Source organism: Flavobacterium pectinovorum (genome assembly GCF_900142715.1).
GTDB classification, from domain to species: domain Bacteria; phylum Bacteroidota; class Bacteroidia; order Flavobacteriales; family Flavobacteriaceae; genus Flavobacterium; species Flavobacterium pectinovorum.
On record NZ_FRBX01000001.1, the window covers coordinates 760,091 to 785,782 of the forward strand.

The following is a 25,692-nucleotide window of genomic DNA, read 5'->3' on the forward strand; positions in this document are numbered from 1 at the left end:
ATCATGAAAAGATTATATATATCAATATTTGTGCTTTCTGGATTATTTTTTTCCGGATGTTCAGATGATTTTTTAGATGTAGATTCAACAGAAGCTATTCCGGCTGATCCGGCTTTGGTTAATAGTGATGCGGGAGCATCAGGTTTTGTAACAGCAATTTACAATCAATTTTTAGGCTGGGAAATGTCCTCTTTTGGGTGGAATGCAGTTTCAAGTATTATCTCAGATGATGCAGATAAAGGATCTGACCCGGGAGATGCTGGTGGAGATAAAGATATTGTTGATGCATTGACTTATAACGCTTCAACGCCATCATTTCAATCTACCTGGGAGGCTAATTATGCTGGAATTAACAGATGTAATCAGGCATTGGCAATGTTTCCTAAGTTAGATCTTGTAACACCTAGTTTAAAAGCGAGATTAACAGGAGAAGCGAAATTCCTGAGAGCTTTTATGTATTTTACTTTAGTAAAAGGGTATGGTGGAGTGCCAATTATAGATCATTTAGCTACAGTTCCAATCTCTGAGGATGATAGAAAAATGCAATTGACACGTAAAACAGTAGCAGAAGTTTATGCTTTTATAGAGCAAGACCTAAATGATGCTGCAGAAGCTTTGCCTTTAAAATCAGCTTATACAGGGGCAGATGTTGTCAGAGTTTCTAAAGGATCTGCATACGCTTTATTAGCAAAAGTAAATCTATATCAAAAAAATTGGCAAAAAGTAATTGACAATTGCGATAAAGTAACGGGTTATTCTTTAGTTTCTGATTATTCATTACAATTTAAAAAAGAAGGAGAATTTGGTCCAGAATCTATTTTCGAAATTAATGGAGTTGGTTCTACTTCTACACCTGGATTTGGAATTGGAAATTACTCTGTTTCTCAAGCACCACGTGGTGCCGGAGGTTGGGGATGGGGATTCAACACACCAACTCAAGGTTTAGCAGATGCTTATGAGCCAGGAGATGTTAGAAGAGAAGCAACTATCATTTTTAGAGGTTCAGTTTTATACGATGGTAGAGAAATACCATCAACTGTAGCAAATCCAAGATACAATTATAAAGCATACTCATCATCTTTTTATAATCAGGAATTTACAGATACAAATCTTAGATATTTAAGATATGCTGAAGTTATATTAATGAAAGCTGAGGCGCTAAATGAATTAGGTCAGACTGATGCAGCCATTCCATTATTAAATCAAATTAGACTTAGAGCTAAAATAGGAGAAACATCAGCAGTGTCACAGGCAGATGTGAGAACAGCAATCTGGAAAGAAAGAAGAGTAGAATTTGCTTTTGAGCATGACAGATGGTTTGATCTTGTTAGAACAGGACAAGCTGAAGCAGCCATGACAGCAGACGGGAAAAACTTTATTGTTGGAAAACATGAATTATGGCCTATACCAACTTCATTCTTAAGAGAAGCCGGAGCGCTTTCACAACAAAACCCTGGTGGTTACTAATTAAAATCTCAAAATCACTCCTTTCGAAACTTGAAAGGAGTGATTATTTTCAAATTCCCATAATTTTTTTATAATGATTAGAATTTCAGTTTTACTAATGGTTTTTACTTTTTTTGGTTGTGGTTCAAATACTGACAAACCAAAAGAAAATGCAGAAGAAAATACTGCAACGGAGAAATTATCTGATGAGCAACTTTTAAACGTGGTTCAAAAAGAAACCTTTAAGTATTTCTGGGATTATGCTGAACCAAACTCTGGATTAGCCAGAGAACGTTATCATCCAGATGGAATTTATCCTGAAAATGATTCGAATATTGTAACTACAGGAGGTTCTGGTTTTGGATTGATGGCGCTTGTTTCTGGAATGTCTCAAGGCTATATTACCAAAGATCAAGGTGTTGAAAGATTAAACAAAATTGCGGATTTTTTAGGCAAAGCCGATCGTTTTCACGGAGCATGGTCACACTGGATAAACGGAAATACAGGAAAAGTAAAGCCTTTTGGAACCAAGGATAATGGCGGAGACTTAGTCGAGACTTCATTTTTGGTTGCGGGAATGATTACAGTTCGCGAATATCTAAAAGACGGTTCTGAAAAAGAAAAAGCAGTAGCTCAAAAATATGACGCACTTTGGAAAGGTGTAGAATGGAACTGGTACACAAACAACAAAAATGTTTTATACTGGCATTGGTCGCCAACTTATGCGTGGCAAATGAATTTTGCATTAGAAGGATACAACGAATGTTTAATTACTTACGTAATGGCAGCTTCTTCGCCAACTCATGGAATTGATGCAAAAGTTTATCACGAAGGCTGGGCAAGAAGCGGAGGAATCGTTTCATCAAAAACAAAATACAATCTTCCGTTAATTTTAAAGCATAACGGAGCAGAAGAATTTGGCGGACCATTATTCTGGGCGCATTATTCTTATGTAGGACTTGATCCAACTCAATTAAGCGATAAATATGCGAACTATTGGGATTTAAACGTAAATCAAACCAAAATCAATTATAAATATTGTGTAGAGAATCCTAAGAAAGGCTACAGTGCTGATTATTGGGGATTAAGCGCTTCGTATTCAAGAAATCCTGATGGCTCAATAGGTTATAATGCACACATGCCAAGCAACGATCAGGGCGTTATGTCGCCAACTGCTGCTATAAGCTCGATTGTTTATACGCCAAAAGAATCTATGGCTGTAATTCGTAATTTATACGATAATCATAAAAAAGAAACTTGGGGAAATGCCGGTTTTTATGATGCTTTGAGTTTACAGAATAATAACTGGGTTGCAAAACGCTACTTAGCAATCGATCAGGGACCAGAAGTTGTGATGATCGAAAATTATAGAACTGGATTATTATGGAAATTATTCATGAATGCTCCCGAAGTAAAACAAGGTTTAGTAAAACTTGGATTTAAATCAGGTAAATACGGTTTTTAATGGCATTTAAAATTAAAAATAGTATAACGTTATTGTTGATTCTTTTTTCTGTGATTGGTTTTGCACAAAGTGAGACAAACGGAAAACTAAAAACGGTTGTGGTTGCCAATTATGAATTAGGTTATGCTTTACATAAACCAGCCAATACAAAAGAGAAAAGACCTTTAATAGTTTTTATTTCCGGCGATGGAGAAAAGGGAACTGATATTGAAAAAGTAAAAATTCACGGGCCTTTAAAGTACTTAAAAACACATCAATTAGATGCTTATGTTTTGGCTCCACAATGTAAGGAAGGTGAAAAATGGAGTATTGAATCTATTTATGAATTGATTTTAAAAATTCAGAAAGAGAACAAAATAGATCCAGACAGAATTTATGTTACAGGTTTAAGTTCAGGAGGCTGGGCCGCTTGGAATTTAGCACTTTCGTATCCGGATATGTTTGCAGCAATAGTCCCAATTTCTGGTTTTGTTGATTTAATTGAATTAGAAAGTGCTTGTAAAATAGCCAATATACCAACCAGAATTTATCACGGATTATTGGATGATGTGGTAAAAGTAGATTATGCAATTGCGATTTATAAAGAATTAAAAAAATGTAATGCAAAAGATGTTCAGCTGACCATTTTTGATGATGCAGGTCATGATAGCTGGACAAGAGTTTATGATAATCCGGAAATTTATGACTGGATGCTTAAACAGATGAAAACAAATACAAATAAATAAAAACAATAGAATGAAAAAGAAATTAGTCTTACTGTTTTTAGGATGTGCTGTTTTGGGTTACGCCCAAAAAAAGAACACTAAAAATGCAGTAAAAATTAAACCGAAATCTGAGTTTGTAGCCGAGTTAATTTCAAAAATGACTTTAGACGAAAAACTAGGGCAGTTAAATTTACCAACTTCTGGAGATATTACTACAGGACAAGCTAATAGTTCTAATGTTGCAAAAAATATTGCCGAGGGAAAAGTTGGAGGTTTGTTCAACATCAAATCGGTACAAAAAATTAAAGAAGTTCAAAAAATTGCTGTTGAAAAAAGCCGCTTGAAAATCCCATTGCTTTTTGGAATGGATGTTATTCATGGTTACGAAACTACATTCCCAATTCCGTTAGGATTGTCTTGTACATGGGATATGAATTTGATCGAAAGAAGTGCCCAAATTGCCGCTCAGGAAGCAAGTGCAGACGGAATTAACTGGACGTTTTCACCAATGGTTGATATATCCCGTGATCCGCGTTGGGGAAGAGTTTCTGAAGGTTCAGGTGAAGATCCTTACTTAGGAAGCCAAATCGCAAAAGCGATGGTAAACGGTTACCAACAACACGATTTATCTAAAAACAATTCAATTTTAGCTTGTGTAAAACACTTTGCTTTATACGGAGCTCCAGAAGGTGGACGTGATTACAATACTGTTGATATGAGTCATATCAGAATGTTTAACGATTATTTCCCTCCTTACAAAGCGGCTGTTGATGCTGGTGTAGGATCGGTTATGGCCTCTTTCAATGAAGTTGACGGAATTCCGGCTACAGGAAACAAATGGTTAATGACCGATGTTTTGAGAAAACAATGGGGTTTTAAAGGTTTCGTAGTAACAGATTTTACAGGAATTCCTGAAATGATTGAACACGGAATGGGTAATTTACAAGATGTTTCGGCTATGTCCTTAAACGCAGGTGTTGAAATGGATATGGTTGGAGAAGGTTTTTTAACTACTTTGAAAAAATCTTTAGATGAAAACAGAGTTACTATTTCACAAATTGACAATGCCGTAAGACTTATTTTAGAGGCAAAATATGACTTAGGATTATTTGAAGATCCTTATAAATATTGCGACGAAAAAAGAGCTAAAACGGAGATTTTTACAGCAAATAGCAGAAAAGAAGCAAGATCGATTTCTGCTCAGTCATTGGTTTTATTAAAAAATCAAAATCAGGTTTTACCTCTTAAAAAATCTGGAACTATTGCACTTATCGGACCATTGGCAGATGCAAAAGAAAATATGCCTGGAACATGGAGTGTAGCTACAAAAATGGAGAATGCTATTTCATTATTAGCAGGAATTAAAGAAGTTGCAGGAGCATCCACGAAAGTGCTATATGCAAAAGGAAGCAACTTAGATTATGATGAAACTTTTGAAACTAATGCTACAATGTTTGGTAAAACCTTGCACCGCGATGCACGTTCGAAAGAAGATTTATTAGCAGAAGCATTAAAAGTTGCAAATCAGTCAGATGTAATTGTGGCAGCTCTGGGAGAATCTGCAGAAATGAGCGGAGAATCAAGCAGCCGTACAAATTTGGAAATTCCACAAGCGCAAAAAGATTTATTAAATGCACTATTAAAAACAGGAAAACCGGTTGTTTTAGTATTATTTGACGGTCGTCCTTTGGTTATTACAGATGAAGAAAAAACAGTTCCGGCAATTTTAAATGCTTGGTTCGCCGGTACAGAAGCGGGTTACGCTATCGCCGATGTTTTATTTGGAGATGTAAACCCTTCTGGAAAATTGACAACAACTTTCCCAAGAAGCGTAGGACAAGTGCCAATTTATTATGCACACAAAAATACAGGAAGACCACTTTCTAATACAGAAGGAAAATTCGAGAAATTCAGATCAAATTATATCGATGAAAGAAACGAGCCATTATTTCCATTTGGGTTTGGTTTAAGTTATACTTCTTTCGAATATTCAAACCTGAAAATTTCATCGGATAAAATGAATTTCAGCGGAAAACTAAAAGTTACTGTTGATGTTGCAAATACAGGAAATTATGACGGTAAAGAAACCGTTCAGTTATATATCAGAGATTTAGTTGGTTCAGTAACAAGACCCGTTAGAGAATTGAAAAACTTTCAAAAAATAACCCTTAAAAAAGGGGAGAAACAAACAGTGACTTTTGAGATTACTGTTGAAGATTTAAAATTTTATAATTCTGATCTACAATTCGTAGCAGAACCTGGACAGTTTGATGTTTTCATTGGTGGAAATTCAAATGCCGATAAGAAAGTTAGTTTTGAGTTAACTAAATAATTGGTTTGTTAATTAGAAATTGCCCTTCGTACTGGTTATACGGAGGGCTTTTTTATAGTTTTTTAGTCTTAAAATGTATTAAAATTAGTACGGATTTTTAGATCAATAAAAACTCAAATTTTTCAAATAATTTAATTTTCTATACAATGAAAACCATTAAAACATCTAAAATATTCCTGTTTTTGTTTGCAATAGTTGTTTTGTCTTCTTGTACGGCAAAGAAAAATGCGATTGTTGCGCATCGCGGAGCCTGGAAAACAAATAATCTTCCTGAAAATTCAATTGCTTCACTTCGACATGCGATTGATTTAAAATTGGCAGGATCAGAGTTTGATGTATGGAGAACAGCCGATGATTCATTGGTAATCAATCATGATGCTCATTATAACAAACTTCTTATTGAGGAAACAAATTATGCCGACTTAATAAAATTTAAACTTTCAAACGGAGAGAAGCTGCCAACTTTACATGAATATATCACTGAAGGCAAAAAAAATAAAAACCACACACTTTTAGTCTGTGAAATAAAGCCTTCGGAAATAAGTAAAGAAAGAGGAAAGAAAACGGCACTAAAAACTGTTGAAATGATCAAAAGACTTAAAGCTGATAAAATTACGGGTTACATCAGTTTTGATTATGACATTTTGAAACAAATTAGAGAAGTCGATACTAAAACCTCTTTGCAATATCTGGAAGGAAATAAATCTCCAAAAGAAGTGAAATTAGACAAAATAACGGGAGTTGATTTCCATTATTCAGTTTTTGAAAAACATCCGGAATGGATCAAAGAAGCAAAAGAAAATCATATTACACTAAATGTCTGGACGGTTAACGATGCCAAAGTAATGGATTGGATTATCGAAAATAAATTCGATTATATTACAACCAATGAACCGGAATTATTGGGGGAAAGAGTAAAGAATAAAGAGTAAAGATTAGAAATTAAGCGTTAATAATACTTTTAACACAAAACTCCTAACGAATAATTCATAACATAAAAATAAAGAAATGTATAAACTATCGTCTATATCGCTTTTGTTGCTTTTGATAGGATTTAATATCTCGGCGCAAAATTCCATTCCTGGAAAAACAGAATGGTTTGATCCTAATAAACCAGCTTCAACATATTGTAATCCAATAAATATTGGTTACAATTACACGACCTTTAAGCACAACGGGATTCCTGAATCGCGTCGTTCAAGTGCCGATCCGGTTATTATTACTTATAAAGGCGAATATTACTTATTTGCTACCAATCAGGCAGGTTTCTTTTGGAGTAAAGACATGTCTGACTGGAAATTTGTTTATGGAAGTTTTCAAAGACAACCGGGAGATGATGACCAGTGTGCACCTGCTGCATGGGTGGTAAACGATACTTTGTTTTATGTTGGATCAACATGGAAAAAAGATCATCCGATTTGGAAAACAGCCGATCCAAAATCAGGAAAATGGTTGCGACATGTCGATAAAGCAATGTTACCAACCTGGGATCCAGCTATTTTTCAGGATGATGATAAAAAAGTATATATGTATTACGGTTCAAGCGGAAAATTACCACTTGTAGGTGTAGAGGTAGATTATAAAACATGGTTACCAAAAGGAAATCAGGCAGATTATGCACAATTGTATGCAGCGACAGAAGTTGAGGATATTCAAAAACCTTACGGTCAGGCAAAAGCGGTTGTTGGTTTAGATCCTGCTTCACACGGTTGGGAACGTTTTGGACCTAACAATGATATGGAACCTGCGCCCTGGGGTAATTTTATTGAGGGCGCATGGATGACCAAACACAACGGTAAATATTATATGCAATACGGCGCTCCTGCTACTGAATTTAAAGGATATGCAAACGGAGTTCACGTTGGTGATAATCCGTTAGGGCCATTTGTGTATCAAAAGCACAATCCGATGTCGTATAAGCCCGGAGGATTTGTAATTGGTGCCGGACACGGAAACACTTTTGCAGATATTTATGGAAATTATTGGAACACAGGAACGTGTAAAATTTCAATAAAAGACCGTTTTGAGCGTCGTATTGATATGTTTCCTGCCGGATTTGATAAAGATGATGTCATGTATTCGAACACATCGTACGGAGATTTTCCAATAAAACTTCCTACAGAACAACGCAATCATGAAAATGGAGCTTCTTCCGGATGGATGTTATTATCTTATAAAAAAACAGCTACAGCTTCTTCTTCAGAAGATTGTATGGAAGTGGAAACACACAGAATGGATAATGGAGGCAAAAAAGTATATGAGAAATTTTGCTATGGCGCGAATAATTTAACAGATGAAAATATTCAAACCTATTGGTCAGCAAAAACAAATAATCCGGGTGAATGGTTACAGCTTGATTTAGGGAGAAAAATGCAGGTAAATGCGTTGCAAATTAATTATGCCGATCATAAAGCAACACAATACAATAAAGCGATGGATATTTATTATCAGTATAAAATATTCATGTCTGACGATGCTGTAAACTGGACATTGGTTGTAGATAAATCTCAAAATGATAAAGATGCTCCGCATGATTATGTTGAATTAACAAAATCAATCGAAGCGCGTTACATCAAAATGGAAAACATTCATAATGCTTCGGGATTATTTGCGGTTTCAGATTTCAGGGTTTTTGGAAACGGATTGATGGCAAAACCAAAAGCTGTTTCTGGTTTTAAAGTAAATAGAAATACCAAAGATTCTCGTAATGCAATGATTTCCTGGAAGAAACAAACTGACGCAATTGGATATAATATTTATTACGGAATTGCTCCGGATAAATTATACAATACCATTATGGTTTATGATGAAAGTGTGTATGATTTTAGAGGTTTGGATAAAGACACAAAATATTATTTTACGGTTGAAGCTTTTAACGAAAATGGTATTAGTTCAAAAACGAAGCTTATTGAAGTAAAATAATTTTGTAACTATTTTTTCATAAAAGGTTGACTAAAATGGCAACGATTTATAAAAGAATTTGTTCCTTTGCATAGCTATCATGTAGCAGATTAAGTAACCCGAAAAAGCCATTAAACCTATGAAAAAAACAATTCTTTTAACTGCATTAGTTTTAAGCGGATTGACATCTTTTGCCCAGTCAAATGATGAAAAAAATATTAAATTATTTTATAAAAAGGCCTTAACCGAGTCTAAAGCTTACACTTGGTTAGAGTATTTATCTAACGATATTGGAGCTCGTTTATCGGGATCTCAAAACGCACAGCTGGCTGTTAATTATACTAAATCTCAGCTTGAAAGTTTAGGACTTGACAAAGTATATTTACAAGAAGTTATGGTTCCGCATTGGGTTCGTGGCGAAAAAGAAAGTGCTTTTATCTTAAACGGAAAAGTTAAAACTGCTGTGCCAATTTGTGCTTTGGGTGGATCTGTTGCAACTGCAAAAACAGGACTTACGGCAGAAGTTATAGAAGTTCAGGGAATTAAAGAACTTGCCGAATTAGGAGATAAAGTAAAAGGAAAAATTGTGTTTTTTAACAGACCAATGAATCCTGAAAATGTTGAAACTTTCATTTCATACGGAGCTTGTGTTGATCAAAGATTTGCTGGTGCAAAAGAAGCCGCTAAACTTGGAGCAGTGGGAACAATTGTACGTTCGATGAATTTACGTTTAGACGATTTTCCTCATACAGGCGCCCAAAGTTATGGTGATTTGACGAAAGAACAATATATCCCTACAGCTGCGATTAGTACAAACGGAGCTGAATTATTAAGTGCAACCTTAAAAAGCAATCCGTCTTTAAAATTTTATTTCAAACAATCTTGCGAAACATTGCCTGATGTATTATCATATAATGTTATTGGAGAATTAACAGGAACAGTAACTCCGGAGAATATTATGGTTGTTGGTGGTCACTTAGATTCTTGGGATCTGGCTGATGGTTCTCAGGATGATGGAGCAGGAGTAGTACAAAGTATGGAAGTAGTTCGTATTCTTAAAAATTTAAACTACAAACCTAAAAATACAATTCGTGTAGTTTTATTTATGAATGAAGAGAATGGTGGAAAAGGTGGAGCGAAATATGAAGAAGTTTCAAAACAAAAAAATGAGAACCATATTTTTGCTTTAGAAAGTGATTCAGGCGGATTTTCACCAAGAGGTTTTTCAATTGAAGCAGACGATGCAAACCTAAAAAAAATACAAGGATTCAGAGATCTTTTTGAGCCTTATTTAGTTCATAGTTTTACAATTGGACATGCAGGATCTGATATTAGCCATTTAACATCTAAAGCGATTGTTAAAGCTGGTTTAAAACCTGATTCTCAACGTTATTTTGATTATCACCACGCAGCAAACGACAAATTTGATGCTGTTAATAAAAGAGAATTAGAACTTGGAGCAGCAACAATGGCAAGCTTAGTTTATTTATTAGACCAAACCGGAATTGAAATGCCAAAGGCTAATTAATTTTAAATAGATATTTACAAAATGAAGCCGTCTCAAATACGTTTGAGACGGCTTTTAAATTTAATTCATAATTGATTCCTTAGAGTATAATATTAATCGCTTAAAGCAGTTATAATTTCAAATTCAGGACTAAACCGACAATTCTTCTTTTTATTATTTATGTCTTATTAATCCTATTTTTTTTGTTTAAATTTGAATCCTTCTTTAGAGTTATTAATATGGCTACACGATTATTTTCTTTCTTTTTTCTTATTCTTTCTTTGAGTATTCATTCACAATCGACAAAGGAGCTGATTGATGGTCTAAATACTATTAATGATCATCAGAAAAAAGTAGAACTCTGTCGAAAAATTGCTTTAAGATTGCAAAAATCGGATTGGGACAGAGCTATAAAATATATTGAAATAGCCGAATCTGAAGCCAGAAAAACAGAAAATCCAGAACTTACGCTGGCGTATGTTTATGTTACGGCAGGAAAAATGTATGCCTCCAAAGAAGTATTTGATGTTAGTTTGAAATATTATTTTAAAGCGCATGATATTTACAAGCAAAACAATAATATTGAAGAATTATCAAAATTAGAAAACAATCTTGCCATTATTTATTCACTCGGGAAAAATAAGGAAAAAGCATTAAAATATTTCTTAAACGTATATCACTATCAAAAGTCTAAGAATGACCGCGTTAAGCTCGTAAAAATTTTAAACAATATTGGTACTTTATATTTAGATAAAAATGTAGATTCTTCTTTGCATTATTACCAAAAGGCTCAAGCTATAAACGGAACGATAAAAGACTACACCTTAAAAATTTATGTCTATACTAATTTAGCGCGAGCGTATGCATTAAAAAATGATGAAGAAAATGCTGAATATTATTTTGACCAGGCTTTTTCTTTAGTAGATAAACCAGTTGATAATGCTGTAAAAGCTTTTGTATATGAGTCTTTTTCGCAATATAAATTAAAAGAGAAAAACTATGATGCCGTAATTGCAAATGCAAAAAAGGCATTAGAATTAGGTAAAGATAATGTGTATAGCTTTTCAGGTTTAAACCTTAATAAAATGCTTTATGAGGTCTATATAAGTACGGCAGATTATAAAAATGCGGTACATTATTTTCAGAAATACAATGCAATCAACGACAGTATTAATGTTGAAGAAAAAGCAGTAAATCTGGAAAGAATAAAATTAGAACAGGATTACAAAGTTCGCACACAAATAAAAACACTTATAGAACAAAAGAAACTCTTTAAGTATTCTGTGGTGGGATTGATATTGGTAGTTGGCATTTTAATTTTAATTATTTTACTAATAAAATACCGAAATAGAAACATTAAAAATCAACTGGAAAAAGAAAAATTAAACACCAAAATGCAAGGTTTAAAGGAAAACCTGAAAGCTAAAAATATGGTTCTGGTAGGAAAAGCTATGTCAGAAATACATCGTACAGACAGCATTAATGAAATCCTTACTGATCTTAAACAAATTAAACTCAAAGCTATTAATAAAGAAATGCAGCAGGCTATTGATATAGTTTTAAAGCGTTTGGAAAAGAATTTAAATACCGATATCTGGAAAGAATTCGAAATAAGTTTTGAACAGGTCCACCAGTCTTTTTTTGATAAACTAAAAAACGATTATCCTTCCCTTACTCCAAAAGACCGCAGATTATGCGCTCTTTTATACCTTGATCTAACAACAAAAGAAATATCTCAGATTACGGGGCAATCTTTCAAAGCGATCGAAAATTCCAGAACAAGACTTCGGAAAAAGTTTGATTTGACTAACGAAAAGGTAAATCTCTCCACTTATCTCAATACATTTTAAACCTAATAAATGTAAAAAATGACCCAAACTAATCGTCTGATTTAGTTTGGGTTATTTTTTTTTGAGTGTTTTTTGAGTGACAATTTTTTACCTGTGAGTGTTTTTGTAATAGTCCGTTTTTCAAAAATATGTAATGTCCATTCTACATTTACCAAATCGATGCAAATAAATTTAGAATGAACGAGAAGAAAAAAAAAGTACCTCCTAAAAGTTTAGAACAGCTTTTGGAAGAAACAAAAACCCAAAAGGAAATCCTCTTAAAGATTCTTGAAAAAATAACAAAAGAAAATCCTGAAGATCAAACTCCAAATTGATTTTTAGAAAGGCACTTGAGTGGCTGCTATACCATTTAAAGTGCGATTATAACCAAACTAACCATAATATTAATTTTAAATTTAAAGAAATGAACCAGATTTACCTAAAAACCAAGTGTTTGTTTGTTTTGTTAAGTTTCTTCGCCTGTTCCGTAGGAATGGCTCAGTCTCCTTTTCAAAGCGTAAAAAAGGATGGTGTGAAAATGGCTGTCGACGAGCCAGCACCAAATCAGACAAAAGATCAAGTTAGTAAGATAAATAATGATCCAAATTCTACTCAGAGTAACAATGCTGGCAATCTTCTAATTCAGGAAGAAGAAAAGATAAGTGGCAAAGAACTTTCTAAAGCAGAAAGTGAATCGATAACAAAACAGCTACAGCAAAGCCAGCAATTATTTGGACAAAAACTAAATGATTCAGAGAAAACAAACGCACAGGATACTGTAAGCACGAAGGTTAAATCTTTTGCTAAATCATCAAGTTTAACTGCCAAAAACATATTCGAAGTTAAAAAAGAAGCTTTTGATTTGTCTGCATCAGATAAAATGCAATTAAAATCAATCTCTGATAATCATGGAAGAACATTGGCTACTTATCAGCAATTGCATAATTCTGTTCCGGTAGAAGGAGCAATTTACAAGGTTAGAGAAAATAAAACCAAGATAGACGCATTTGGTTATACTGCTAAAAAATTGTCTGTAAGCAGCAGTTATAAAGTAAGTGCTACAGCTGCTTTAGAAAATGCACTTAGAAAAGTAAACGCCAAACAATATATTTGGGAAAGTAAAAAATTAGGTGCTTTACTTGATAAAAATATAAGTACAAAACCAGAAGGAGAATTGGTTTATGTGGGTCCTAATTTTTCTTCTGAACTAAAGGAATATTACCTGACATGGAAATTTGATATTTATGCAATTAATCCACAATCAAGCCAGACTATTTATGTAGATGCAAACTCCGGAAAAATAATTCTTATCATCGACTTAAATCGGGATGCCAGTTTCGAAGGCCAAAGGCTGGGTAGAGGTAAATCACGATACGCCGGAGATGTAAGTTTTAATACCAAACAATATGCGGATGGTTATAGATTAGAAGGTCTGCAGGGAAAATATAATGTGCCAATGTATACTATGAATCTGAATCACAATAATCAGGCTTCAGATGAAGTAATTACTGATTTTATTGATGAAGATAATATTTGGAATGAACTGCACAATAAAAATAACGATGAAGTTGCCATTGATATTCATTGGGGTATGCAAAAAACCATAGAATATTATGGTGAAAAATTTGATCGAAATAGTATCGACAATAAAGGAATGACAATTATTGGTCTTGCACATTTAGGCAATAATGTCGAAAATGCTTCATGGACTGGAGGATGGGCACAATTTGGAGATGGTTACGACACGCCTTATGTTGGATTGGGAATTACAGCTCATGAATTGACGCATGGTGTAACACGTTTTACGGCGGGTTTAATTTATCAGGGAGAATCAGGTGCTATGAATGAATCCTTCAGTGATATTTTTGGTGTTTCTGTTGAGTTTTATGTTGGAAAAGACAAAAAAGATGACATTTGGATGTTGGGAAATGAATTGTATACCCACGGAAGTATGAGGAGTATGTCTAATCCGAAAGCCCAAGGACAGCCTGACACTTATGGAGGAATAAATTGGGCAAATACATCAAACATAAATTACGATAATGGTGGTGTGCACATTAACAGCGGAATCACAAATTACTGGTTTTACCTTTTAAGTGAAGGCGGTCAAGGTGTAAATGATCTTAATAACAGTTATAATGTTAAAGCTATTGGTCTTGCCAAAGCAGAGAAAATTGCCTACATAACGCTTACAGAGTATTTATCTCCCTCTTCAAACTTTAGTGATATGCGTCGGGCAACTTTAATGGTTGCCGAAGATTTATACGGATTAGGTTCTGAAGAATACAAACAAGTTACCAATGCCTGGTACGCTATTGGTATTGGGGCAGCTTATGCAGACAAGCAAATATCTCTTGTTTCTGTCGAAAAACCTTCGGCTGTTTGTGGTTCTTTAAAAGGGGATGAGCCTTTTTATATTAAAATTAAAAATACAGGATCTACTGTAATTAAAACAAATGAGACCTTAAATTACAAATTAAGATTGATGACACAAGGTTTTGGCGGCAGATTTAATGTTCTTTACACCAACGATAGTACTATCAGCTTTACCAAAGATCTTGGCGTAGGAGAAGAAACGATTATAAAAATTCAGGACAATATTCCTTATGTAATAAGTTTAACTACAGTAAATTATGTTGAAGTTAAATTTGATTTTAATCCTATTACAGAATTTGGCGCAAAAGATGGAGTTTCTTTTGTTTCAAATTTAATAGTTCCTCCTGCACAAAAAGATTTTGACCTTAAACTTATGGGACTAAATCTTCCCGTGTACTCTGGTGATGCTTTATCAGCCAATCATCCATTAGCTGTAACAATCTATAATTTGGGCTGTGAGGATATACCAGCAGGATCTCAATTGAAAGTTGGATATTTGAATACACTTTCGGGAGGCGAAACTATCTGGAAAGATATTACACTGCAAGCTGTCTTTAAAGGCAATTCAGAAATGATAATTCCTTTAGATAATATCGATTTGTCAGCAGCTGGCTTGTATAATTATGAAGCTTTTGTAACCTATAGCCAGGATCCTGTAACTACGAATAACAGTATTACAAATTCGGTTTATAATGGGGTTGTAACTCAATTTCCATATTTTCAGGATTTCGAAAAAACACCTGGTGGCTGGTATTCAAAATCAATACTTACAAATCAAAAATTTGTATGGCAGCAAACTTCCGCGATTTCATTTAGAGATACTAATTCGAAATATTTATGGGGTACTGTAAATTATGGCACTTCTGAAAGAGTACCACCCAATTCTGATTTTACATTAGAATCTCCAATATTTGACTTTACCAATATTACTTCTCCCTATGTTGAGTTTGATATGATTCATTTGTTTTATAAAGGATATGACGGATTAATTGTTGAATATTCTGAAGACAAAGGTCAAAACTGGAAAAAAGCTACAGGCCTAGATTATCCAGAAACTTTGCAATACAATGATTTAGTAGTTGGCCCATGGTTTAGCGGAATTAATAACCGTACGGATAAAAAACCAATCGGAATACGTTTAAATGAACTTGCAGGTAAAAAGGCGGCTATTCGTTTTCGAGTTGTTACAGATAGTTATGCCAGTAACTTTTTAGGTGCTTTTATAGATAACATTCGTGTAGGTAATGCGCCTTATGATTTAGGAGTTACGGGTGCAAAATTAGACGCCGGTACCTGTGCTGTTAACAATGAGAACATAACAATTAGTGCAAAGATCATTAATAATTTCGCAACTACTAAAGAGCAGGTTAATGTAACAGTTAAAATTCTTGATAAGGAAAAAAATGAAGTTTTTTCAAATATCGAAAAAATAGCTTTAACATTTACAAAATATGGAGATACGCTAACATATTCTCTTTCAAATATTAATTTAAAAAGCATTGGTAAAAATACAATCACAGTTTCAGTTTTTCCTGAAGATGTAGCTCAGGATGTTAAACCAGAAAATAATTCGTTAACATTTGGTTTCGATAACTGGGATAATAAAGATATGAAGATAGATTCATTGCCTTATACAATGGATTTTGAAGATAGCACTCAATACAAAGGATGGAGAACTTCTGAAAATAATAATAGTGGAGGATGGAAATATGGAACAAGTAAAGAGTTAGGATCTCCGGGTTGGTTTTTAGAAGGCCATGAGCATTTTATGGCAAGTAATGATGATAAATGTAATTGTGATGCATCAAATGATATGTTGATTTCTCCAGTATTAGATTTAAGCAAGTATAAAGAAGCACATTTGTCATTTGATGGTTTTGGAGACGGACAAAGACTTTCAGACGGATATGTAAAAGTGAGTACGGATGGAGGTAAAACCTGGGAAGAGGTTTTTAAAATGTCTTATATTACAAACTGGATAGAATATCACGTAGATTTAACTCCATATGCCGGAAAATCTTGTGTTCTTGTAGCATTTGTACATGATGATAACGGATTGTTTGCCAATGGTTTTGCAGTAGATAATATTAAAATCAAAGACACAGCAGATTATTTACAGCTCTCAAATTTAAGTGTACCAGAAAATGTATATGAAGATGCGCCATCACACCAATTTTTTATAAGTGCAAAAAATTTATCTTATAGTACAGTTAATAAGGCAACTATCGAATATCAAATTACCCAAAATGGTAAACCTATAGGGGAGCCAATTGTACGAGAAAGAAATGATCAGATATTCAGATATCAAACTATTGTTTATACAGTAGATGGTATACCGCAGTTATCAGCAGGAAATTATGAGATTAATGTAAAAGTAATTGCAGAAGGAGAACCAAAAGCATTGGCAGAGAATCTTACAGGAGCTTTTCAGGTTTTGGAAAAAGCACCAACTTTAGATGTTGAAACTTTTTCTACTATATCAGCGGGATCAATATTTGGATCAAAGGGATTTGTTTCCAATCAAAGTGATGAAAATTATCCATGGCGAGCAGTTATTAAACCGGATAATGCAAATCTGGGTCTTCCTAAAAAAGATCATACTGGCGATATTGCAGCGCAAATGCTTTACAATCAACTAGAAGGTTATGCAGCTTATGGAGAATTAATCTCTCCGTTGTATAATTTATCTGAAAATACAACTGCTTTAGAATTTTATTACGGACTTGAAAGTAATTATAATAATGCTTTTATTATAGATGTTAAAACGGCAGGAGGCGAATGGAATGAAATATGGAGAGCTTCTAAACAAGGAAATTATAGAGACACTGAATGGCAAAAAGGAATAGTAAATTTAAGTAAATATGCAGGTAAATCTGTAATGCTGCGATTTAGACATGCCAAAGCAGGGGGATATTCTTATATGGTATTGGATGATTTAAAAGTAATCACTGATCCTGTTTTAGATTTATCTGTACAGATATTGTCGCCAAAAGATGTATGTGGCGGATCTGAAGTGAAAGTTAAGCTGACCAATGAAGGGCAAATTGCAATTCAGGAAAAGGCAATTCAATTGAATCTGGAATATATCAATACAAATGAAACTATTTCAGAAGTGATTGAAGCAGCGATTCCGGTAGGTGAAAGCATAGAATATATTTTAAAAAAACAGCCTAAACTTGATACAAGTGGTGATTCTCATGTATTTAATGTTATTGCAAAATTAGATAATGATCTTATTCCGCAAAACAATGAAATAAAAAACTATATCTACCAAGAAGTATCGGGAGATTTTAAAATATTTGATAATTCAGTAATTCATGGATATGAAGGTAAAAGTTTATACATCGATGCAGCGACGAATTTTAGGGCTAATAAATTAGAAGTTGTTTCCTATAAATGGAATACCGGTGATGTTTCTAATGGTATAGAAATCAATAAAGCAGGAGATTATACCGTAACATTAGTAATGAAAAACGGATGCAAGCTAACAGAAACCATAACTGCAACATTTGATACTTTCGAATCTGAATTGGAAAGCGGAGACTTATGCGGTCCTGAGGTTGTTTTGTCTCCCGGAACATACAAATCTTACGAATGGTTTGACGGCTCAACAGAACCAACTATTACCATAACAGAAAGTGGGGATTATTATGTAACGGTTTACAATGAAAATGGCATCGGTAAAACTTTTAGTACTACCATTTCAATTCTTGAAAACAATATCGTACCTGAGATTCAGGTTGTAGGAAATAAAAAATTAACTGCTTCGGTTGAGGCTGTTTCGTATCAATGGTTTCTAAATGAAAGACCTATACCAAATGCAACCGAAAAATCTATAATCACAATTTGGGAAGGAAATTACAGCCTTCAGATAACCAATAATAATGGATGTAGCAGTAAATCAATTTCATTTGATTCAAAAGGTATGCTTGTTGGAAAAATAACAAATCCCTTTAGAGTATTTCCTAATCCGGCAGTTGATACGGTAAATATCTTTTTGGCCGATAAAAATGAAGGAGAAACACAAATCAATATTTATGCAATGGATGGTAAAGTACTGTGGAATAAAAAGTATGCCAATATTCCATCAAATATAAATGTAAGCGAATTAAATGCTGGAGTTTATGTTTTAGACTGTATTATAAATGGCAAGAAATATACAGCCAAAATCATTAAGAAGTAACAGCATTACAGATAGATAAGGTAACTCTCATTTTTGAGAGTTACCATTCTTAAACAAAAAAATACTATGAAAAAATATATACTAATCTTAAGCACACTTTTTTTTGGCGTGACTGTTATGGGACAAACTGAAAAAGTAAAACTAGGCGTGAAAGCAGGTTTAAATATCTCAAATCTGACTGTTGATGAAAGCGAATTGAATTCATCAGGTAAAACAGGATTTACTGCAGGAATTATGGTCGAGATTCCTATGGCGAAGAATTTTTCTCTTCAACCTGAATTGTTATACAGCCAACAAGGAACAAAAATTACTTTTTCTGATGAAGAAGTAACAAATTCCCATTATAAAAGCACTATTGAATTGAATTATTTAAATATTCCCGTAATGTTGAAATATTACGTGATAAAAGGATTAAGCCTAGAAGCCGGGCCTCAAATAGGAATATTACTGAAAGCTAATAATAAATATCACGATAATTTTTTAGGCTACGAAAATCAAGAGAGTTTTAATCTAAAAGAGTATTCGAGCGGTATAGATACTTCTGTAAACTTCGGTTTGGGGTATCAATTAAAAAATAAATTTTATACAGATGTAAGATACAATATTTCTTATTCTAATGTATTTAAAGATGGAGATGCAAATCGTTACATCGATAATAATATGAAAAACAGAGTTTTTCAATTAACGCTTGGTTATTTTTTACAATAATTCATTTTTCATTTTTGTTGAAAAGGAAGCCGTCTCGTTTTGAGATAGCTTCTTTTTTTTTATAATTACAATTTCATTACGATCGAATAATACAACATTGTAACAGGAATATTAGACAAAAGAATTAAAATTTTAACCGCTATGTCTTTTCTCTGTTCTGTGAGTTCAATAAACTTATCAATAAGATGGAATAACATTATAGCGTTAAGTACTATTGCTGATGCCACAAATGGAAAAGCAACAATTAAAATATTCGGATTGGCATTTGTAGCAATATAAAGTACAAATAAAATGGTGCTGACAATAAAACTGCCGATAGCCAATTCTGTCGATTGTTTTTCTTCAAAAGGTTTTTCAGTTGTTTTCATAAAATTAAATTTTAAATGTTTTTTGAATTGATTGAATAGATATGGAAAGCATTTTTGAAAAATCGAGATAATGAAAGGGAAGAGCTTGTTTGCCTCTTTTATATTGTTGAAAAAAATAATTGATATGGCGCAGATAAAAAGGAGTGCCCGAAAGAATAACCATAAATAGATACAAACTTCTTTTCCCGTTTCCTAAAAGATAATATTGCATTCCGATTTCATCAGCAACCGAAATCCCCGTGTTTGTTAAAACATGAATAATGTCGTGATCTTCTAGTTTTGGCTGAATATCAAAATGATTTTTGTCAAGGAAATTACCCAAACCAAACCCAAGAGAATCTACTGGATATTGTAATAATTCATCTTTATCAATTTCCCACGGAATACTCTTTTTAAAATACTTTTGATATGGTTTTCTGGACCATTCATACATTTTTTCAATAATATAATCTTTCATATAATAATTTTAAAAGTTCTTTGAAACTCAAAGTAAAATAATAAATAAAAAAGCTAATTTGAGTTTTAAATTAGCTTTGTATGCTTTTTTAATAAGTATCGATTACAGTTTTTAACAAATTAGAATCGGCTAGGTTAGAAGGTGAGACTACTTTTTCAGTAAGCGGAATATCATTTCCGTATCTTTCCTTTAATATTTTTTGAACTCTTTCATCTTTCAAATTAAAATCTTTTAATTCCTGTAATGGACACAATTCGATACCGGCTCCCGTTTTATATATTTTCCAGACCAATTCAGAACAGTAGATTCTATTATCCGTCCATTCAAAATAAGCATCATATTCTTTACCGTTAAATTGCTGTCCATAATCTTTCATCTTTTGTAAAGTATTTGCAGTCAAAATTTTTTCTGCATTTTTCAATCTTTTCACAACATATTTATTTTCTTTACCGTGTTTTATCCATTCATCCAGCAACGTTATTTTGACAGGCTGAACAGCTTCAAAAACAAATTTCCTGTCATTGATAAAGAAGATAATTCCGCAATGTGAAAATTTTGAGTTAGTCGCAATTTTCACCGCTTCACATTGCTTAGATTCTGAAGTTTGAAAAATAATATCTCCATCCTGAACTTTATCAGATAGTGTGTTTTGCGGTTTTGTTCCAGAAAACGGATTGTTAGGAAATACCAATGTTGCCACATACAAAGCACAGCAAAAACTAATTAAAAATGTAGTTCCTAAAAAGATGTATTTCATTTTTTTCATGTTGAATTTTTAAATCTTAAATATACTTTAAATTCCATCATTTCTTATTTCAGTTTTTTAATATTAACTAAAAAAAACAAACATTATATAAAGTACTTTGAATTACAAAGTAAATAATAAAAAAAATAGCTGCCAAATAAAATGACAGCTATTTTATAAATATATTTTAAGAAATATTAGATTCTAAATATACCTCCAACGGCAATAATACGCTGAAAGAAGAAAAAATCTTGAGAAGCTTTATCTTCATTACTTGTTGTAGTTCTAATATCCTGCATGTTAATGTAACCACCTTTTAACTCTCCCTGAATGTAGAAGTGTTTGAAAAAAGTAACGTTGATACCTGCTTTTGCAGAAACACCATAACCAGAAACGTGAAAATCATCATGACGCTCTTTTCCTAAAAGTGTTGTATTTGTTTTAGGATATAAAACTCCTGCACCCAAACCTTCAGTTAAGTTAATTTGAACTTTATCAATATTCGGAAGAGTAAACAATTTCGAAATATCATCAAATCTTGAAACCTCAGTATTAATGTAGTTTAAACCATCAGTATGCTCATAAATTAAAAATGGAGTACCACCGTTAAGAGTACCGCCACCTTCCATAGCACCACCTTGAGACATGTCTACAGGTGTATTGTTGTAATTTCCATTGTAAATTGAACCAGCCTGATCTGCTGGCAAATTGATGTCTCCGGTAACATTTGCAATTTGATTTTGTGACATTACATATTTCATGTGGTCAACACCAATTGTAACACTATAATGATCACTAAAAAAATAACCTAATCTCAAATTAGTTTGCGGAATAGTCATGTTAGCAGGATTAATATAATCTACATGCCAGCCTTTCGGTTTGTCATGCGCCTGCATGTTATCAACAGTAAAATTATAATCTTTTCCTCTAAAAGTTACATCAGACTTTGAGTAGCTTTCTCTGTTTCCACCCCACATTACAAAGAACTTTCCTTTATTGTGTGCTGTATATTTATTTTGTATTGCAATTTCTTCCTGAGCAAATGTATTTACAGCAAAACACATTAAAAAGAAAGGCAAGAATAAAAATTTATTTTTCAATGAATTGATTGTATAATAAAAATTAAAAGGCGTTTACAGTTTTTCTTATAGCAACTAACTTAGTCATTAGATCTTCAAAATAGTCTAAATGCAACATGTTAGCACCATCACTTTTTGCATTAGCAGGGTCAAAGTGTGTTTCGATAAAAATACCGTCAACACCCACAGCAATACCCGCTTTGGCAACAGTTTCAATCATATCAGGTCTTCCTCCGGTAACACCCGCAGTTTGATTAGGTTGTTGTAATGAATGTGTAACATCCAAAACAGTAGAAGCATATTGTTGCATAGTAGGGATTCCTCTAAAATCAACAATCATGTCCTGGTAACCAAACATTGTACCACGGTCTGTAACCATAACATTCTCATTCTGACAGTCTAATACTTTTTGTACAGCATGTTTCATGCTTTCCGGACTCATAAATTGTCCTTTTTTCAAGTTCACCACTTTTCCTGTATTTGCTGCAGCAACAACAAGATCAGTCTGGCGTACAAGAAAAGCCGGAATTTGTAAAACATCTACATATTGCGCAGCCATATCAGCATCTTCATTAGTATGAATATCCGTTACGGTTGGAATATGAAAAGTTTCAGAAACTTTTCTTAAAATTTTTAATGCTTTTTCGTCACCAATTCCAGAAAAACTATCAATTCTCGAACGGTTCGCTTTTTTAAATGATCCTTTAAATACATAAGGAATCTGAAGTTTGTCGGTAATACCAACTAATTTTTCAGCAATCCTGAGAGCCATTTCTTCTCCTTCAATAGCGCAAGGTCCCGCCAATAAAAAGAAATTCCCATTATCAGTATGCTTAATTTGTGGAATATGTTGTATGTTCATAATATGATTTTTTGACAGTGCAAAGGTAGTTATGATTTATGAATACAAGATGAAGATTTAAGATTATTTTAAGAAGCCTCCCGATAGCTATCGGGACTGCCCGCTGCAATCTTTTTCTCCAAACCCTTTTTTTCTAGGTCTTTGCAGGAGCTTCCGCTGGTCGCTCTGCAAAAACCAGAAAAAATAGGCTTTCTCAAAAAAGGATTTCCGCTGCTATCAGGGCTAGAATTGTAGTGGAATTATGGGATTTGATTAGGAATATCTCTTCAAAACAATTTCTCAATTATACCTTCAAATTAAATTCTGTTTCCAAAATAGCATCCAACTGATCATCTTCAAAAGAAATAATTTCGGCAATCCCGTTTGTCACTGATTTTAACGAATTTTTTGATAATATTTTTTTGCCCAACGGATTTTGTAAAACCACAATCAATTTTTGGGTAAAAACAGAATCAGGATGTGAGTAATTATAATGATTGGCAGGTTTAAAATCGATCCATCGTTGAGGATTAAGATCAAACGAATAGAGATTAGACCATTCTTTTCCGATTAGAATTTGCAGTAAAAATTCATTTTCTTCAGTTTTGACCAAAGTAAAAGTGTCAAAATCATGCTGAATCTCAGTTCCAATTTCACTCAGTTTTAAAGGTTCTCTAATACTGTTGCCGCCAAACCCCAGATCAATAAGATAATCTTCATTTTCGATGGTAGCAACTATGGACAAATGTGTTTTAGCATTCGGATCTGGATTTACCAAAGGGCGAACCGCAATATAATAATGCGGAAGACCAATTTCCTGAAGCAATAACGAAAAGATACCGTTAATTTGATAACAATATCCGCCACGTTTTTTAGTCACAATTTGGTTTACAATATCATCACCAATTAAGGAAATAACTTTTCCGGCCTGTACATCAATATTTTCAAAAGGCACACTAAAAATCTGGCTTTGCATCAATTTTTTTATACCTTCTAAATTCAATTGAATTTCTCCTTCAAAATTAATTCTCTTTAAATATTGCTGTAAATCGAAACTTGAAGCTTCAATTTTATGATTTTTCGATTGTTCCATTTTATTTTTTTTTGCATTTTATGAATACAATCAAAATTAAGGCATTTATGTAAGTAAAGAGATAATTTAACTTATTTTTCAAGGATTTTCAAAGTGATTGATTTCTATAAGTTTATAAAAAAAACTTAATCATTTTCAATTTCCCATGGCTAGCGCGAGCGTCCCGCTCGTGCCCGCAATCAAAATCAATTTAGATCTATTTGTAAAACAGTATGGTTATTATCAGAATAATTTCGAGCAGAGCTGTATTTCCAATCTTGTCTTGTCCTAAAATAGGTTTACACAAAAGTGTAAAAATATGGAAAGATATTCAAAAACATCATCTTCAAAATGGCAATCTAAGTACAGTGAAGAATTTAAACGATTTGTTTGTAATGATTTTTTAACCGGAACATTGACAAAAAGAGAAATTGAGAATAAATACAATATTGGACATACAAGATTAACTTATTGGCTGAAAGAAATAGGTTTTGATTATTCAAATCCTAGTATAGTATCTTTACCTAGGATGAAAGAGCAAACAAATAAATTATCTGATAAAGAAGGACAAGAGTCTTTATCTCAGCTAAAAAAAGAACTTCAAGAAGCTCGACTTTTAGCTGAAGCTTATCGTAAAATGATAGAGATAGCTGAACAGGAATTTAAAATTAAAATTGTAAAAAAGTCCAATACCAAGTAATTCAGGAGTTGAAACACAATTATCCTAAAATTGGTTTAGGCAAATTTTGCCAATTACTTGGTATAACCCGACAAGCATATTATCAACATTTTTGGTATCAGGAACAACTTGCTTTTGAAGATGAATTAATTGTTTGTGAGGTATTAAAAATTAGAAAAAATCATCGTCATATAGGAGGAAGAAAGCTATATGAACTTTTACAACCTTTCTTATTAGAGCATCAAATAAAAATGGGTAGAGATAGGCTTTTTGATGTTTTATCTGCTAATTATCTATTAATTAGGCGTAAGAAAAAACCAACTATTACTACTGATTCATTTCATAGGTTTAGGAAATATCCCAATCTTATTAGAGATTTTGTTCCAACGAGTCCTAATCAACTATGGGTAAGCGATATAACTTATTGGAGGATTAAAGATAGTTTTGCATACATAAGTTTTGTTACTGATGCTTACTCCAGAAAGATTGTTGGGTATCATTTAGGCGATAATTTACAAACCGCAGAAACAATTCAGGCTTTACAAATGGCAATATCTAATTTTTCGGAAGAAAATAAATTGCAATTAATACATCATTCCGATAGAGGTTCACAATACTGCAGTAATGAATATGTAAAGTTATTAGAAACCAATAATATTGGCATCAGTATGACAGAAAATGGAGATCCTTTAGAAAATGCAATAGCAGAACGCGTTAATGGAATTATAAAGGAAGAATATTTGGATGATTATAAGATCGATGATATACAAGAAGCCAAGGAATTATTGGACGCCGTCATTAAGTTATATAACAACGAAAGGCCTCATATGAGCATAGGTAACCTTACACCAAACCAGGTACATCAATACAATATAAAAACAGAAAAATTATGGAAGAATTATTATGTAAAAAGCCCTACTATTGTAAACCAATAGCAGGACTAAAATATGACTGTAAATCTATTTTAGGATTAAGTATAAATATGTAAACTTTTTTCAGG

At 33.1% G+C, this 25,692-nt stretch carries 19 protein-coding genes; 13 read left to right on the top strand and 6 right to left on the bottom strand.

Translation table 11 applies throughout. The annotated features are described in order from the left end of the window. Positions 1-3 precede the first annotated feature (3 nt). From BUE22_RS03110 to BUE22_RS03155, 11 genes are all read left to right on the top strand, one after another. Positions 4-1,467, top strand: coding sequence for a RagB/SusD family nutrient uptake outer membrane protein (locus BUE22_RS03110; RefSeq protein ID WP_073393679.1), 1,464 nt, complete (start codon positions 4-6; stop codon positions 1,465-1,467). A 73-nt stretch (positions 1,468-1,540) separates the two neighbouring features. Further along, the gene (locus BUE22_RS03115) at positions 1,541-2,911 is read left to right on the top strand and encodes a glucoamylase family protein (protein ID WP_073393680.1); all 1,371 of its coding nucleotides are present in this window, start codon (positions 1,541-1,543) and stop codon (positions 2,909-2,911) included. Next, a complete protein-coding gene (locus BUE22_RS03120; protein WP_243396770.1) occupies positions 2,911-3,636 on the top strand; it encodes a carboxylesterase family protein in 726 nt (241 codons plus the stop codon). The genes BUE22_RS03115 and BUE22_RS03120 overlap by 1 nt, the downstream gene beginning before the upstream one ends. A 10-nt stretch (positions 3,637-3,646) precedes the next feature. Next, positions 3,647-5,947: a beta-glucosidase BglX gene (bglX, locus tag BUE22_RS03125; RefSeq protein ID WP_073393681.1), complete on the top strand. Its 2,301-nt coding sequence runs from the start codon at positions 3,647-3,649 to the stop codon at positions 5,945-5,947. A 146-nt stretch (positions 5,948-6,093) separates the two neighbouring features. Next, positions 6,094-6,879, top strand: coding sequence for a glycerophosphodiester phosphodiesterase family protein (locus BUE22_RS03130; RefSeq protein WP_073393682.1), 786 nt, complete (start codon positions 6,094-6,096; stop codon positions 6,877-6,879). Positions 6,880-6,955: 76 nt separating this feature from the next. Further along, positions 6,956-8,869, top strand: coding sequence for a discoidin domain-containing protein (locus BUE22_RS03135; protein ID WP_073393683.1), 1,914 nt, complete (start codon positions 6,956-6,958; stop codon positions 8,867-8,869). 118 nt (positions 8,870-8,987) lie between these two features. Beyond that, positions 8,988-10,376: a M20/M25/M40 family metallo-hydrolase gene (locus BUE22_RS03140; RefSeq protein WP_073393684.1), complete on the top strand. Its 1,389-nt coding sequence runs from the start codon at positions 8,988-8,990 to the stop codon at positions 10,374-10,376. 218 nt (positions 10,377-10,594) lie between these two features. Beyond that, positions 10,595-12,205 (top strand): tetratricopeptide repeat protein, encoded by a 1,611-nt coding sequence (locus BUE22_RS03145; RefSeq protein ID WP_073393685.1) that lies wholly within the window; start codon positions 10,595-10,597, stop codon positions 12,203-12,205. A gap of 176 nt (positions 12,206-12,381) precedes the next feature. Next, a complete protein-coding gene (locus tag BUE22_RS23655; protein ID WP_159438456.1) occupies positions 12,382-12,519 on the top strand; it encodes a hypothetical protein in 138 nt (45 codons plus the stop codon). A gap of 89 nt (positions 12,520-12,608) precedes the next feature. Then, complete coding sequence (locus tag BUE22_RS03150; protein WP_084540197.1) at positions 12,609-18,743, top strand: M4 family metallopeptidase; 6,135 nt, start codon at positions 12,609-12,611, stop codon at positions 18,741-18,743. 66 nt (positions 18,744-18,809) lie between these two features. Continuing rightward, the gene (locus BUE22_RS03155; RefSeq protein WP_073393687.1) at positions 18,810-19,451 is read left to right on the top strand and encodes a porin family protein; all 642 of its coding nucleotides are present in this window, start codon (positions 18,810-18,812) and stop codon (positions 19,449-19,451) included. 65 nt (positions 19,452-19,516) lie between these two features. Here the strand turns inward: BUE22_RS03155 and BUE22_RS03160 are convergent, their stop codons facing one another. The 6 genes from BUE22_RS03160 to BUE22_RS03185 form a co-directional block, all read right to left on the bottom strand. Beyond that, the gene (locus BUE22_RS03160) at positions 19,517-19,819 is read right to left on the bottom strand and encodes a hypothetical protein (RefSeq protein WP_073393688.1); all 303 of its coding nucleotides are present in this window, start codon (positions 19,817-19,819) and stop codon (positions 19,517-19,519) included. Positions 19,820-19,823: 4 nt separating this feature from the next. Beyond that, the gene (locus BUE22_RS03165) at positions 19,824-20,276 is read right to left on the bottom strand and encodes a hypothetical protein (protein WP_042564309.1); all 453 of its coding nucleotides are present in this window, start codon (positions 20,274-20,276) and stop codon (positions 19,824-19,826) included. Between the two features lie 88 nt (positions 20,277-20,364). Then, positions 20,365-21,042: a YiiX family permuted papain-like enzyme gene (locus BUE22_RS03170; RefSeq protein WP_073393689.1), complete on the bottom strand. Its 678-nt coding sequence runs from the start codon at positions 21,040-21,042 to the stop codon at positions 20,365-20,367. Positions 21,043-21,218: 176 nt separating this feature from the next. Continuing rightward, complete coding sequence (locus tag BUE22_RS03175) at positions 21,219-22,121, bottom strand: hypothetical protein (RefSeq protein ID WP_073393690.1); 903 nt, start codon at positions 22,119-22,121, stop codon at positions 21,219-21,221. Between the two features lie 22 nt (positions 22,122-22,143). Beyond that, positions 22,144-22,962 carry a 3-deoxy-8-phosphooctulonate synthase gene (kdsA, locus tag BUE22_RS03180; protein ID WP_073393691.1) on the bottom strand — a complete coding sequence of 273 codons (819 nt, stop codon included), beginning with the start codon at positions 22,960-22,962 and terminating at the stop codon, positions 22,144-22,146. Positions 22,963-23,245: 283 nt separating this feature from the next. Further along, the gene (locus BUE22_RS03185; RefSeq protein ID WP_084540198.1) at positions 23,246-24,034 is read right to left on the bottom strand and encodes an arylamine N-acetyltransferase family protein; all 789 of its coding nucleotides are present in this window, start codon (positions 24,032-24,034) and stop codon (positions 23,246-23,248) included. Positions 24,035-24,332: 298 nt separating this feature from the next. Here BUE22_RS03185 and BUE22_RS03190 point away from each other — a divergent pair, with 298 nt between their 5' ends. Together BUE22_RS03190 and BUE22_RS03195 are read left to right on the top strand one after the other, a co-directional pair. Beyond that, the gene (locus tag BUE22_RS03190) at positions 24,333-24,713 is read left to right on the top strand and encodes a hypothetical protein (RefSeq protein WP_073393692.1); all 381 of its coding nucleotides are present in this window, start codon (positions 24,333-24,335) and stop codon (positions 24,711-24,713) included. A gap of 8 nt (positions 24,714-24,721) precedes the next feature. Then, positions 24,722-25,627: an IS3 family transposase gene (locus BUE22_RS03195; RefSeq protein WP_089075934.1), complete on the top strand. Its 906-nt coding sequence runs from the start codon at positions 24,722-24,724 to the stop codon at positions 25,625-25,627. Positions 25,628-25,692 lie beyond the last annotated feature (65 nt).

Bases quoted from the DNA above. Each gene is read 5' to 3' on its own strand.
- BUE22_RS23655 (WP_159438456.1), top strand. From the start codon at position 12,382: ATGAACGAGAAGAAAAAAAAAGTACCTCCTAAAAGTTTAGAACAGCTT.
- BUE22_RS03120 (WP_243396770.1), top strand. From the start codon at position 2,911: ATGGCATTTAAAATTAAAAATAGTATAACGTTATTGTTGATTCTTTTT.
- BUE22_RS03190 (WP_073393692.1), top strand. From the start codon at position 24,333: ATGGAAAGATATTCAAAAACATCATCTTCAAAATGGCAATCTAAGTAC.
- kdsA (WP_073393691.1), bottom strand. From the start codon at position 22,962: ATGAACATACAACATATTCCACAAATTAAGCATACTGATAATGGGAAT.
- BUE22_RS03185 (WP_084540198.1), bottom strand. From the start codon at position 24,034: ATGGAACAATCGAAAAATCATAAAATTGAAGCTTCAAGTTTCGATTTA.
- BUE22_RS03115 (WP_073393680.1), top strand. From the start codon at position 1,541: ATGATTAGAATTTCAGTTTTACTAATGGTTTTTACTTTTTTTGGTTGT.
- BUE22_RS03140 (WP_073393684.1), top strand. From the start codon at position 8,988: ATGAAAAAAACAATTCTTTTAACTGCATTAGTTTTAAGCGGATTGACA.
- BUE22_RS03110 (WP_073393679.1), top strand. From the start codon at position 4: ATGAAAAGATTATATATATCAATATTTGTGCTTTCTGGATTATTTTTT.
- BUE22_RS03160 (WP_073393688.1), bottom strand. From the start codon at position 19,819: ATGAAAACAACTGAAAAACCTTTTGAAGAAAAACAATCGACAGAATTG.
- BUE22_RS03155 (WP_073393687.1), top strand. From the start codon at position 18,810: ATGAAAAAATATATACTAATCTTAAGCACACTTTTTTTTGGCGTGACT.
- bglX (WP_073393681.1), top strand. From the start codon at position 3,647: ATGAAAAAGAAATTAGTCTTACTGTTTTTAGGATGTGCTGTTTTGGGT.
- BUE22_RS03150 (WP_084540197.1), top strand. From the start codon at position 12,609: ATGAACCAGATTTACCTAAAAACCAAGTGTTTGTTTGTTTTGTTAAGT.
- BUE22_RS03165 (WP_042564309.1), bottom strand. From the start codon at position 20,276: ATGAAAGATTATATTATTGAAAAAATGTATGAATGGTCCAGAAAACCA.
- BUE22_RS03145 (WP_073393685.1), top strand. From the start codon at position 10,595: ATGGCTACACGATTATTTTCTTTCTTTTTTCTTATTCTTTCTTTGAGT.
- BUE22_RS03130 (WP_073393682.1), top strand. From the start codon at position 6,094: ATGAAAACCATTAAAACATCTAAAATATTCCTGTTTTTGTTTGCAATA.
- BUE22_RS03170 (WP_073393689.1), bottom strand. From the start codon at position 21,042: ATGAAAAAAATGAAATACATCTTTTTAGGAACTACATTTTTAATTAGT.
- BUE22_RS03135 (WP_073393683.1), top strand. From the start codon at position 6,956: ATGTATAAACTATCGTCTATATCGCTTTTGTTGCTTTTGATAGGATTT.